Source organism: Shewanella woodyi ATCC 51908 (assembly GCF_000019525.1).
GTDB classification, from domain to species: Bacteria; Pseudomonadota; Gammaproteobacteria; order Enterobacterales; family Shewanellaceae; genus Shewanella; species Shewanella woodyi.
Genome location: NC_010506.1, coordinates 3,841,061 through 3,853,391 on the forward strand (window position 1 = coordinate 3,841,061; position 12,331 = coordinate 3,853,391).

Sequence of the window (12,331 nt, forward strand, 5' to 3'; positions counted from 1 at the left end):
TGTTATAAAACGATGAAGCCAACTCTTCTTGTCTGCTTTACCCTTCTATTATCTCCCCTTATCTGTCATGCAGTCCAACTTAGCGACTATGATGCGGATGTTGCCGCCCTGCTGCTTGAGTATCAAGGAGATGGTGACGTTGCAGCGCTACTTAGGAAGTATCAGGGAACCACTGCAAGCTCAGCCATGGCAAGGCCATCGGTACTCACCATCAAAGAGCAAGGTGACGCCAGCACCTATGTGGATTTCGAGCGGGGTATCATCTTAATCGAAACTCCAGACAAAGCTTTGCTGAAAGAAGCTATCGTGCAGGTTTTACTCACTCAAATTGACCCTAAGCTTATCGACGCTAAAACTGCTCAAGACTTTGGTTTAATCAATAAGGGAAAGAAGCCTTTTTTCTGGGGACAAATACACGATCATCAAGGAGAAGCAATTGAGTACTCCTGGCGGGCAGAGCGTTTTGCGGATTATCTCATCAAGCACAAGCTCAGCCAAGACAGTCGTGTCAGAGTCGCCATACATATGGTAGCCGAACATACCAAGATAGCTGGAGGGAAATATATTCACTACGCTCAAGCCGCAAGCCGACGTTATGGAGTATCAACCGAACTCATAATGGCCATTATGGAAACGGAAAGCTCATTTAACCCTATGGCCAGATCCCGCTCTAACGCCCTAGGCTTAATGCAGGTCAAAGCCAATACCGCGGGACGTGATTACTTCTCTTTAATTAAGGGTTACAAACACACCCCCTCTTCTGCATACCTTTATGATCCACAAAAAAATATCGATCTTGGTACTGGTTACCTACAGATATTATCAAAGCGCTATTTAGCAGGCATTAATCATCCTAAAAAACTGGAGTATGCCATGATCTCAAGCTACAACGGTGGCAGCGGCAACCTATGGAAAAGTTTAGATCCTCAAGCAAATCGCACTAAAGCGATAGCCCGGATCAATAAGATGAGTGTTAGCGAGTTTTATTGGTTTCTCACCAACAGACATATCAGGGGAGAGACCCGCAACTACTTAAAAAAGGTTAGCAGTAAACAAAAGAAATATGCTCACCTGTAATATCAATCAATATACAGATTGATCCCTCAGCGATAAAAAGCTCCCCTTCCCAATTAAGCTCAATGGCTTCAGCCTTCCTAAAGAGAAGGTATCTCTTATACCGATTGGTATTAACTGGCTCAGCTCGCCTCTTCTCTCAATTATTGTGCATGCGCACAATAAAGTGACCTATATAAAAGTAAAATTAGTGATCACAGACGATGATTGATTGTATTGAGCACAGGATAATAGCCAAAAAACTTAGCCATCACGGCTAATCCATAAAAATAGCGATAAAAACCCAAACAGGGACCCCTATGAGCCAAGTACTTATCTTGTTGGCAGTGATACTCTTCATTGTTATTGCCACCTCAAAATTTAAATTACATCCATTTTTAACACTGATTTTAGCCTCCTTCATCACCGCGTTTGCCTATGGCCTCCCCAGTGCAGACATTGCCAAAACCATCACCAGCGGATTTGGTGGGATCTTAGGATATATTGGGTTAGTGATCGTACTAGGTACCATCATAGGAACCATACTGGAAAAAAGCGGCGCCGCTATCACCATGGCCGATGTGGTCATAAAAGTGCTAGGTAAACGCTTCCCCACTCTCACCATGTCGATAATCGGTTACTTGGTTTCTATCCCAGTATTTTGTGACTCTGGCTTTGTGATCTTAAACTCACTAAAACAGTCGATGGCTAATCGTATGAAGGTCTCGAGCGTCTCTATGAGTGTCGCCCTTGCCACAGGCCTGTACGCCACCCATACCTTTGTGCCGCCCACACCGGGCCCGATTGCTGCTGCGGGTAATTTAGGCCTTGAATCAAACTTAGGTTTAGTGATCTTTGTAGGCGTATTTGTTGCTGCAATTGCAGCACTTGCCGGTACCCTATGGGCAAACCGCTTCGCTAATGTCGAACCTGACGGTGAAGGCGCTGAGGAGCTAAAAACTCAGGTTGAGGAGTTTGATAACCTAAAAGCGGCCTACGGCACATTGCCAAGTCCAACTAGTGCATTTGCACCGATATTCGTGCCTATCTTACTTATCTGTTTCGGCTCTATCGCTAACTTCCCGTCATCTCCATTAGGCAACGGTTTAATGTTCGACGTGCTGGCTTTCCTAGGTCAGCCAGTCAATGCACTCATGATAGGTCTGCTACTTTCTGTTTCACTGCTTAAAAGCAGCGATAAAATCAGAGAGTTCAGTGAGCGTATCAGCCAAGGTTTAGTCGTTGCTGCGCCCATTCTATTAATCACAGGGGCAGGTGGTGCATTCGGTGCAGTCCTTAAAGCCACAGAGATAGGTAACTTCCTAGGCACATCACTCTCGGCACTTGGGATCGGGATCTTTATGCCATTTATCGTGGCTGCTGCATTAAAGTCAGCCCAAGGCTCATCAACAGTAGCCTTAGTTGCAACATCTGCACTCGTTGCCCCAATGCTCGGCGATATTGGCCTGGCAAGCGATATGGGACGCGTACTAACGGTTATGGCTATTGGTGCAGGCGCGATGACCGTCTCTCACGCCAATGACAGCTTCTTCTGGGTCGTCACTCAATTTAGCCGCATGAGTGTTAAACAGGCCTATAAAGCACAAACCGTGGCAACACTTATCCAGGGCCTGACTGCAATGACGTTAGTGTTTATCCTGAGCTTAGTGCTACTTTAAACTGATATACGCCACCAAATTTAGTGCCTGCGATCGAGATAGCGTCAGGCACTAATTCAAAAATTAAGCGACCTCCTCCTATAGGAAAACACGATGAAAATAGTTATCGCCCCCGATTCATTTAAAGAGAGCTTGAGTGCGATGGAAGTGGCCGATGAGATTGAACGCGGCTTTAAGATGGTGTTACCCGATGCAGAGTTCATCAAGCTCCCTGTTGCCGATGGTGGTGAAGGCACTGTTCAGTCGATGGTCGATGCAACTCAAGGCAGCATTATCAATCTTGAGGTGACGGGCCCCTTAGGTAACCGCGTACACGCACACTATGGCATTTTGGGTGACAATGACGACAACGCAGTCAAAACGGCAGTGATAGAGATGGCATCAGCCTCTGGACTGCACCATGTGCCGATACATTTGCGCGATCCGCTTATCACCACAAGTTACGGCACTGGAGAGCTCATCTGTAACGCACTCAATCGGGGGATTAAGCGTATCTTAATCGGACTCGGTGGTAGTGCCACAAACGATGGCGGAGCAGGAATGGCTCAAGCGCTCGGGGTTCACCTACTAGATAAAAAGGGCAACCCCTTGCCAGTAGGTGGCGCATCTCTTCAGCAACTTGAACGCATTGATCTTAAAGATATTCACCCGCTTATCGCGGAGTGTGAATTTGAAGTCGCCTGTGATGTAGATAACCCACTCTGTGGCGAAAAAGGGGCCTCTGCTATTTTTGGACCTCAAAAAGGGGCTAGCCCTGAGGTGGTCTCAATACTGGATGCTGCCCTAACTCGTTATGCCGATATCATTGCTCAACACCCACTCCCTGACAGGCGTAATATGGCAGGCTCTGGCGCCGCTGGCGGCATGGGCTTAGGGGTCATGGCTTTTCTAGGGGCTTCACTCAGACCCGGCATCGATATCGTGATGGAAACCGTAAAGCTCGATGAAAAGATAAAAGGTGCCCAGCTTGTTATCACAGGTGAAGGAAGATTAGACAGTCAAACTTTACACGGAAAAACCCCTATGGGAGTGACACGGATCGCAAACGCACTGCAGATCCCTGTGATAGCTATCGCAGGATGTGTCAGTGATGATGCTAATATCTTACTCAAGCACGGTATCAGCGCTATCTTCTCTATCACACCAAGAGCACTGCCTATTGAGGAGGTGCTCGCTAGCGCAAAGCATAACCTGTTTACCACTTCGCACAATATTGCAGCACTTTATGCCCAAACAACTTCAAGATGCAGGATTCAGCATGTCGAGAAGTGACAGAGTTCAAGGTCGTTAATTGCTCCTGCATTAACGACATTCCCGCCATCCGTGGCGGTTTTCATGAAATAGTAGGACTAGTTGTTCTCGGCTCTGGCATCCTCGGTAACAGCTCCTGCGTTACTCTACCTCCTGAATCCATTCAGTCGTGCTTAGCCCTACCTTCTGCATCTGACTTCCATGGAAAGGAAGAAATGTCTTATTTTGTATGGAACAAAATAGACCATGCAATCGTAATTCAATCATTTCATAACACAGAAAAATGTTGCTTCTCGCCATGCCCTTCGGGAGTTCCCGTAGAATCCCTGCACTGCGTTAGTGATATTAACAAGGGAATAACCATTGTCTTCAATCACTGCCTTGTTCAGCTATCCTACGGGGCTCTGAAACGAGCATCTTGAGGTCGCTTGGGGATATACAATGCAGCATAAAGTGGGGTAATCCTGATGAAGAGTAATTACTGGTGACTCTTCACTCTTCTCCTTAGCGCATAGAGAGAAAGAGGCTGGTTAAACAAGCGCCACAACTTTACATTCCCCCTGAATCGATTTAACTTTGCCCTTGATGCTCCCAAGATCATAAAGTAAAGTGAGCCCCCTTTTGGAAAACTGCAACTAATAGCAGCTCCTATTGAACATAGTGTGATAGCAAAGAGAAAACCATGTCGATGACACAAAGACGAGCCACAGCTTCTGAAGAGGCACTACTGCGCATCTTCACCGTCCCTGAAGCCCCTGATTCCACCTTGAGTGTCATCGAACAAAATATCTCCCAGAACCTAATGGGCTTTCTGCAGGAGAGTGTCGTGGCGGTCGAAAAGCCTCTATCTGAGATTGAGCGAGATTTCCAACAACATCAGATCCCCTCGGCGCCGCAGTTTGTCTCTGATTACGCCGACGATATGATGAAAACCTTGGTCGCCCACTCAGTACATACCTCGGCTCCTAGTTTTATCGGGCATATGACCTCAGCCCTTCCCTATTTTGTCCTACCGCTGTCTAAGATGATGGTAGGGTTAAACCAGAACTTGGTAAAAATCGAAACATCCAAAGCCTTTACTCCTCTGGAGCGTCAAGTCTTAGGCATGATGCATCATCTTATCTACAGTGAGAGTGATGAGTTTTATCAAAGCTGGATGCACAGTGCTAACTACTCGCTGGGGGCTTTTTGTTCTGGCGGTACAGTGGCCAATATCACAGCGCTCTGGACCGCTCGTAACCAACTATTAAAGGCTGATGGCGACTTTAAAGGGGTATCGGCTCAAGGTTTAGTGAAAGGGCTACGCCATTATGGTTATGACGATTTGGCAATCTTAGTATCTCAGCGTGGCCACTATTCACTGGCCAAAACCGCCGATCTACTCGGCATAGGCCGTGAAAATATCATTCAGATCCCAACATCGTCTGATAACAAGGTCGATGTGAGTAAGATGCGCGAGATGGCAGCTAAGCTCAATGATGACAACATCAAGGTGATGGCAATTGTCGGTGTTGCTGGCACGACTGAAACCGGCAATATCGATCCCTTAGATGAGTTAGCCACCTTAGCATCTGAGCTAAATTGTCATTTCCATGTTGATGCAGCATGGGGCGGCGCATCGCTGCTATCAAATAAGTATCGTCACCTGCTTAAAGGGATAGAGCGAGCGGACTCAGTCACCATAGATGCACACAAACAGATGTACGTGCCTATGGGTGCGGGTATGGTTATCTTTAAAGATCCCGCTTTTGCCAACGCCATTAAACATCATGCAGAATATATTCTTAGAAAAGGCTCTAAAGATTTAGGCAGTCAGACATTGGAGGGCTCTCGCCCTGGCATGGCGATGCTGGTTCATGCTTGTCTTCAGGTGATCGGTCGCGACGGTTACGAGATATTAATTAACAATAGCTTAGAGAAGGCGCGATATTTTGCCGATCTGATAAAACAACATCAAGACTTTGAGCTGGTATCAGAGCCTGAACTGTGTCTACTCACCTACCGCTACGTACCAAAGTCAGTTCAAATGGCTATGGCACAAGCCAGAGAGAACAAAGATGTTCAATCCCTTATCGAATTTAACCGTTTATTAGATGGCCTCACTAAATTTGTGCAGAAACGCCAACGAGAGCAGGGAACCTCTTTTGTCTCCCGTACTCGAATCAACCCAGAAGCAGGCATAGTGGATATAAAGTCTGTGGTATTTAGGGTCGTACTCGCCAATCCATTAACTACCCATGAAATATTAGCTCAAGTCCTAAGCGAGCAAAGTGAGATAGCCAATCAAGATAATAAGTTTCTGCCGCAGCTATTACAGTTAGCTAACTTAAAAAATTAACGCTTAAGAAAAAGGCGAAGAGAGCAAATCTCCTCGCCTTTTTTATATTGCGAATTAATTAACACATTAGTTGAATTTACTCCTACTTAAGCTGGGCTTATCGAGCTCCAGCTGCATAAACAAGGTGTTGTTTCTGCCCTCTGACTGATGAAAAGTAAAACCATTTTTCTCCATCACCATAATGGAGGCGGTATTATCGATATCGACCCCGCCCACAAAGGATTTTACCTCTCCTGAGGCTTTCGCCCACTCAACTAAACCTGCGATCAATTCACTTGCATAGCCCTTTCCCCAGTAGTTTTCGGCTAACAGATACCCAAGGTGAAGCTCACTTTTAATAGAAGCGTTATCAGCTCCTTGAGCAATTGCTTCTAGCTCTTGTGCCAACTCATGCAGAAATACAAAGCCGATAACTTGATCATCTGAGCTCTCCTGTACCACTAAAAAGCAGCTCTCACTGGCTCTGTCATTCATCCAGAGAAGGGCATCTTCAATGTGATTAATGTCTTGCCAGCCTTCTGGTAAAGTCGCTGTAACTCCAGGGGTTAAAGTTTCTAATACAGTTTGGGCTAATTTGACTTCAGAAACACCACAATTAACGTGTTCCCACCAGCTAGAGACGGTTAATCTAGGGGTCCTAAAATGGCATAAATCTTCGAATTCATTCATATTCGACCTCTTTATTCTATAGATCACATCTTGTTAAATAAGGTCACTCGATAAAACGACTCAGTACGGCATCGGTTGGTAAGATACAGGTATCGCGGCGACCAAAAAGTGTATAACGATTTCGTGCTAACAAACGGTAAAAATAATCTCTTATCCCCCTTGGCAGAAACTTAGCGATTGTAAATACAGGCCATAAACCAGATAGAGATTGAGCGATCTCTAAAGCAGCATCAGTGCGCATATAGCAGCGATTATCTTTGATAAGTAAAAAAGTTTCCCCCATCTCTCCATCCACGTTATAGGAAGCGATTAACTCCTTGGCGGTGTCACTCTGCATCGGTGTAAAAACAAAGCGACATTCGGGATCTCTGTTAATAATAAAATTCACGGCACCATGGCAAAGGTTACATACGCCATCAAAGATAATGATCTCTTTTTGCTCCATCTCTCTTCTCACCGTACCTCCAAAATAACTCAATACCAAACGAATCCTAGATGCGAGTATATGTTTTTGCAGTAGAGCACGACTCATCTTGATGCGTGTTCAGGTACTCATCTCCTCCTTAAGTATAAAATGTGACACCTTAAATATAGCGTTAAAACATAAAGATAGCTCAAAAAATACCGATAAATATTTTTTACAAATAATCACTTTGATTACAGATTGAGGTTAAGCACAATTTTGTACAAAAATCTTGCAGGCTTTTACGCTATGATAATTTGATGAAAACGACAGAGTCCAGAGTCCATACACAAAAAGAAGTTGCCGAGTTCACCCATGTCAAAGAGTTAGGGGGAATTGAGCTGCTTAGCGCCAGCTACCATAAGCAAAACTTCTCCCGCCACAGTCATGAGGGCTATACCGTGGGAGTGATAGAATCTGGAGCGCAACGTTTTTACCGTACTGGTGGCAATCATATTGCTCCCCAGAACAGCATCATCTTAGTCAATGCCGATGAGGTACACAATGGCTGCTCCGCTGCAGAAAATGGTTGGTCCTACCGCGCTATGTATCCTCTACCTGAACAGTTTTCTCAGTTAAATCAGGAGTTGGGGTTAGCCAGTAAAGGGGCCCCCTACTTTCCTGAACCTGTGGTTTATGACAAACCTATGGCCGAGATGCTGCGTATGATGTTCCACACTCTGGACACCTCTGACAACCGGCTACTGCGTGAAACCTTGCTCTACTCCGCGATGATGAAACTGATATCTCGACATAGCCGAACCAAAGCTGAGCCTTCGAAACCAGCTGCAGCTCAAACTCAGCTGTTACTGGTAAAAGAGTTTCTTGATGACTATCCAAGTATCGATATTTCACTTGAAGAGTTAGCCACACTGGCAGGACTAAGCCCCTTTTACCTCATTAAACAGTTTCAAAAAAAGTATGGTCTTCCCCCGCACGCTTATCAGATCCAATCACGGATCCGGCTTGCAAAACAGAAGATCAAAGAGGGATATAAACTAATGGATGTAGCACTGGAGTGTGGCTTTCATGATCAAAGCCACCTAAGCCGCCACTTTAAGCGCACCATGGGAGTTACTCCGGGGAAATATGCTAAGTAATCGAGTATAACCACAAGTTTGTACAAGCTTGAAAGCTTAAGATAGGTTAACTTCATTTTCTACCTTCAATTATTTTCGGATCTCTGACTCCATGGATTCACCGTCAAAAGAAACCATAACCACCACAGCGCTTGATGCAGCGATTAAAGGCACTCTCGTTATTCTCCCTCTCACTATCGCAGTGATCCCTTGGGGAATTCTTGCTGGCTCATTTGCCCTTGATGCAGGCTTAACACCAATGGAGAGTCAGGCGATGTCAGCCGTTATTTTTGCTGGTGCCGCCCAACTCGTTGCTTTAGGCATGATAAAAGCTGGAGTTGGTTTAACAGCTATATTGATCACCACTCTACTTATTACATCACGACACTTTCTCTATGGTATGGCCATGAGGGAACAGATAAGCCCTATGCCGTTAAAATGGCGCTTAACCTTAGGTTTCCTTTTGACCGATGAGCTTTTTGCGATCGCCAATCAAGGTAAGCAACATAAGTTAGACCCTTGGTTTGCTTTTGGTGGCGGCTTTAGTTTCTATCTCGGTTGGAATATCGCCACAGCCATCGGGATCATTGCAGGCCAAACCCTGCCAAATTTAGACTCTTGGGGACTAGATTTTGCCATCGCAGCTACTTTTATCGCCATCGTTGTTCCCGCAATCAAAAAGCCATCCATTCTTATCTGTGTGCTTGTCTCTTTAGTAATGAGCCTTATCTGTGAATTGATGAATATTCAGGCAGGTTTATTGATTGCCGCCCTATCAGGCATGGCCTGTGGCACCTTGTACGCGAAAGTAACGGGAGAGAAAGCATGATCTGGTTAACTATCATCACCATGGCCATACTCGTTTTTGGCAGCCGCTACCTTTTTCTTGAACCTAAGTTACCTGTCAGGTTAAGTAAAAACACCCTAACATTTTTAAGTTACTCAGCCCCCGCAGTACTCACCGCCATATTTGCACCAATTGTCTTTATACGGGAAGGAGAGCTAGCCTTAAGCTTAGATAATAGCTATTTGATTGCAGCTGTACTGGCTGCATTGCTGGCATATACCACTCGAAATATCCTTTTAACCACAGTAGTAAGCATGGGTCTATTTTTTATCATTCACTAATTATGGAGTTTATATGACATCGAAAAACAACCTTGAACAGATGCCAATGAAGGTGACCTGTCATGTGAAATATATCATCGACCCAGATATGCTCAGTGAATTTGAACACTATGCCAAGCTCTGGATCCCTCTGGTTGAAAAATTTGGCGGACAACACCACGGATACTTTCTACCCAGTGAGGGCGCCAATGATGTTGCTATTGCCCTCTTCTCCTTCCCAAGCCTAGCGGATTACGAGGTCTATCGACATGAATCAGCTCAGGATGTTGATTGCCTTTCCGCATTTTATTACGCTAAAAAACATAAGTTTATTCTTAGATATGAACGTAGCTTTATGCGTCCAGTTCTTGAATAAGTGCTATTTCCCGCTACTTTTTCTTACTTTCATCTCCGTACTTCACTTCCATTAATGCAATGTAGTCATGCATCTCCTCTCCTGGCGACACGGCAAAGTGTCGTTCTAACTTTGTCAGATGAATAATTCTATCGACTCTGAAATTACGAAAGTCAGCTCTTAATTCACACCAGGCCAACAAGGTCCAGATCCCTTTCCAAAAATAGATGGCAAGAGGCCTTATCTCTCTTTGAGTGGCCTCCTCGTTAGCATCTCGGTAATCCATTAAAAGGTACTCACGTAAACGTGAAGACTTTCTCAGCATATCCAGAAACTTAAACTCGTCATTATCGATATAGAAATCAGGCGCAAACATGAGTGACTGATACTCTTGCAACCTTGATGGCAGTACGGCTTCAACCTTTATCATCGCTTGCTTGGCAGCACTTGACAACTCCTCCCCTCCCCAAGCCTGAACCATACGCATGCCCACTTGAATCGCTTCAAGTTCAGCTTCATTGAACATCAAGGGCGGAACATTAACCTCCTGGCGTAGTAGGTAGCCCACTCCTGCTTCTCCCTCAATAGGAATCCCACTTAGGCTGAGGTCTTGAATATCACGATAAACAGTACGAGTAGATACCTCCAGTCGCTCTGCAAGCTGCTGCGCAGTGGTTAATCGTCTGCTTCTGAGGATCTGTACTATCTGGAATAACCGATCGGCACGGCGCATAACACTCCTTGGGATAAATACTCTAGTTCACTTGTTTGTATAACAGGGAATGTAAAATAGAAACAGTAAGATTCCCTTAATAAGAACTAAGAGCTGCACGCTCAAACAACAAGTTTGCGGTTAACACCAATATAGATATCTACCCCATCCGTTGCCGTATAACACTCATAGTCAGTGAGGTATCGACGCGAATATGAGCAGTTTTCATCATTAAAGTATTGCCATACCTCACCCCATAGTTTGATCACGACTTCAGGCATCTCTCCCTTTGCCCTGAACCTCAGGTATTCACCCGCTTCTAGATTGAGCTTGGTTAACTCTGAGTTTATAGGTTCAACTTGCTCTTTCATCAGTCCAAGGAGAACATTAAACTCACCGTTTACATCAGACTCATAATCAAAATAACAGCCATAAATAGGTGAGCTGGTATTACTCTGTACATCGCTACGCTGCATAAACCCCTGCCAAAGTGGCGCAATTTTTTGGGTATTAACATCTTGCTCAGCACGGTTTGAGGTTCTAACAAACATCCCCTTGACCCCTATGGCCTCTTGGGTAACTAAAACCGGCATACAAGGCTCCTCCTTAAACTGACTCATTATCACTCCTTTATCTAATACATTGAATTAATTTAACTAATAAAGCCAGTTCAATACTGGCTTCAGGTCCTAACACACTCTCTACTTACTCTCCATTGACCAGAGGCCAACGGTATTGCCTTCACAGTCTTCAAACAGGGCGATAAAACCGCACTCCCCCTCTTTAATTGGCATCACAGGGAGCAGTATATTCACGCCAGCTTGAGCAATCTTTTCCACTAAAGGTGTGAGTTTGTCACTTAAATGTAGATAAAGCACACTACCATGCGCCGAGGGCTTCATCATCTCATGCTTAACTAAACCTATGCTGGCCGCTTCTTTATCCTCAGTTTCCAGAATAGCCATATCCATATCATTCATGGTTTCTCGCCTGAAACTGACACCGAAGTGCTTACCATAAAACTCAACAGCCCTGTCCATATTCTCAACGGCAATCTCACCCCAGACTAATGGTGCTTGATGTAACATACTGAACTCCTTCTTATTACTAAGCTAACATTCGACATGAATATTTTCTCTTAGCGATGAAACAAGCATAAAACAGGGCTACTGACACCATAGTGTCAGTAGAGTATCAATCGAGGGATATTTAAATTCTCTGCATCAATAAACTTCATACCCTCATAAGAAGTCTTCATAATAAGGGCACAAAAAAAGCACCCTAAAGGTGCTCTTGAGTCGTGAGGTTTAACTGCTTAAACTAATATGTCACTTTTTGAATATGCGTGATCACTGCATCACCATCTAATGGTTTGTAGATATTAACCATAGCTGGGTATACAGAACTGCCTAAACCTGGGATCTGTGCATTACAGAAATAAGCATAATTCAATCCAGCAACAACTTGTGTTGCCACGGCAACAGGTGAGTAATCCACACCGACAAAATGCTCCATCGCTTCAGAGAAAGCTTCCTTTGCTTGAGTATCGATTTCTGAAGTGAATGGGCCATAGGCACCAAGATTTTGATTTGACATGATATATTCCTTTATAAGTGGTATTCCTA

14 protein-coding genes are annotated in these 12,331 nt (G+C 44.7%); 8 read left to right on the plus strand and 6 right to left on the minus strand.

Annotated elements, in window-relative coordinates:
- Positions 1–12 precede the first annotated feature (12 nt).
- The 4 genes from SWOO_RS16150 (at position 13) to panP (ending at position 6,321) form a co-directional block, all read left to right on the plus strand.
- Positions 13–1,077 (plus strand): transglycosylase SLT domain-containing protein, encoded by a 1,065-nt coding sequence (locus SWOO_RS16150; RefSeq protein WP_012325739.1) that lies wholly within the window; start codon positions 13–15, stop codon positions 1,075–1,077.
- A gap of 296 nt (positions 1,078–1,373) precedes the next feature.
- Positions 1,374–2,732: a GntP family permease gene (locus SWOO_RS16155; protein ID WP_012325740.1), complete on the plus strand. Its 1,359-nt coding sequence runs from the start codon at positions 1,374–1,376 to the stop codon at positions 2,730–2,732.
- A gap of 93 nt (positions 2,733–2,825) precedes the next feature.
- A complete protein-coding gene (locus SWOO_RS16160) occupies positions 2,826–4,004 on the plus strand; it encodes a glycerate kinase family protein (protein WP_012325741.1) in 1,179 nt (392 codons plus the stop codon).
- Between the two features lie 667 nt (positions 4,005–4,671).
- On the plus strand, positions 4,672–6,321 hold the full coding sequence (panP, locus tag SWOO_RS16165; RefSeq protein WP_041418210.1) for a pyridoxal-dependent aspartate 1-decarboxylase PanP: 1,650 nt from the start codon (positions 4,672–4,674) through the stop codon (positions 6,319–6,321).
- Between the two features lie 66 nt (positions 6,322–6,387).
- Here panP and SWOO_RS25575 read toward each other — a convergent pair whose 3' ends face one another.
- Positions 6,388–6,990: a GNAT family N-acetyltransferase gene (locus SWOO_RS25575; RefSeq protein ID WP_012325743.1), complete on the minus strand. Its 603-nt coding sequence runs from the start codon at positions 6,988–6,990 to the stop codon at positions 6,388–6,390.
- A gap of 43 nt (positions 6,991–7,033) precedes the next feature.
- Positions 7,034–7,447, minus strand: a complete 414-nt coding sequence (locus SWOO_RS16175) for a thiol-disulfide oxidoreductase DCC family protein (RefSeq protein ID WP_229377244.1) — start codon at positions 7,445–7,447, stop codon at positions 7,034–7,036.
- Positions 7,448–7,713: 266 nt separating this feature from the next.
- On the opposite strand from SWOO_RS16175, the gene SWOO_RS16180 reads away from it, so the two are divergent.
- The 4 genes from SWOO_RS16180 to SWOO_RS16195 all read left to right on the plus strand — a co-directional run bounded on the left by SWOO_RS16180 (position 7,714) and on the right by SWOO_RS16195 (position 10,015).
- Entirely contained in the window at positions 7,714–8,553 is an 840-nt protein-coding gene (locus tag SWOO_RS16180) for an AraC family transcriptional regulator (RefSeq protein ID WP_012325745.1), read from the plus strand.
- A 91-nt stretch (positions 8,554–8,644) separates the two neighbouring features.
- Positions 8,645–9,361, plus strand: coding sequence for an AzlC family ABC transporter permease (locus SWOO_RS16185; RefSeq protein ID WP_012325746.1), 717 nt, complete (start codon positions 8,645–8,647; stop codon positions 9,359–9,361).
- Positions 9,358–9,660, plus strand: a complete 303-nt coding sequence (locus SWOO_RS16190) for an AzlD domain-containing protein (RefSeq protein WP_012325747.1) — start codon at positions 9,358–9,360, stop codon at positions 9,658–9,660. The genes SWOO_RS16185 and SWOO_RS16190 overlap by 4 nt, the downstream gene beginning before the upstream one ends.
- A 13-nt stretch (positions 9,661–9,673) precedes the next feature.
- Positions 9,674–10,015, plus strand: a complete 342-nt coding sequence (locus tag SWOO_RS16195; RefSeq protein WP_012325748.1) for an NIPSNAP family protein — start codon at positions 9,674–9,676, stop codon at positions 10,013–10,015.
- Between the two features lie 13 nt (positions 10,016–10,028).
- Here the strand turns inward: SWOO_RS16195 and SWOO_RS16200 are convergent, their stop codons facing one another.
- The 4 genes from SWOO_RS16200 to SWOO_RS16215 form a co-directional block, all read right to left on the minus strand.
- Positions 10,029–10,727: a helix-turn-helix transcriptional regulator gene (locus SWOO_RS16200; protein ID WP_012325749.1), complete on the minus strand. Its 699-nt coding sequence runs from the start codon at positions 10,725–10,727 to the stop codon at positions 10,029–10,031.
- Between the two features lie 101 nt (positions 10,728–10,828).
- Positions 10,829–11,326: a GyrI-like domain-containing protein gene (locus tag SWOO_RS16205; RefSeq protein WP_012325750.1), complete on the minus strand. Its 498-nt coding sequence runs from the start codon at positions 11,324–11,326 to the stop codon at positions 10,829–10,831.
- An 81-nt stretch (positions 11,327–11,407) separates the two neighbouring features.
- Positions 11,408–11,794: a VOC family protein gene (locus SWOO_RS16210; protein ID WP_012325751.1), complete on the minus strand. Its 387-nt coding sequence runs from the start codon at positions 11,792–11,794 to the stop codon at positions 11,408–11,410.
- A 232-nt stretch (positions 11,795–12,026) separates the two neighbouring features.
- A complete protein-coding gene (locus SWOO_RS16215; protein WP_012325752.1) occupies positions 12,027–12,302 on the minus strand; it encodes a hypothetical protein in 276 nt (91 codons plus the stop codon).
- Between the last annotated feature and the right edge of the window lie 29 nt (positions 12,303–12,331).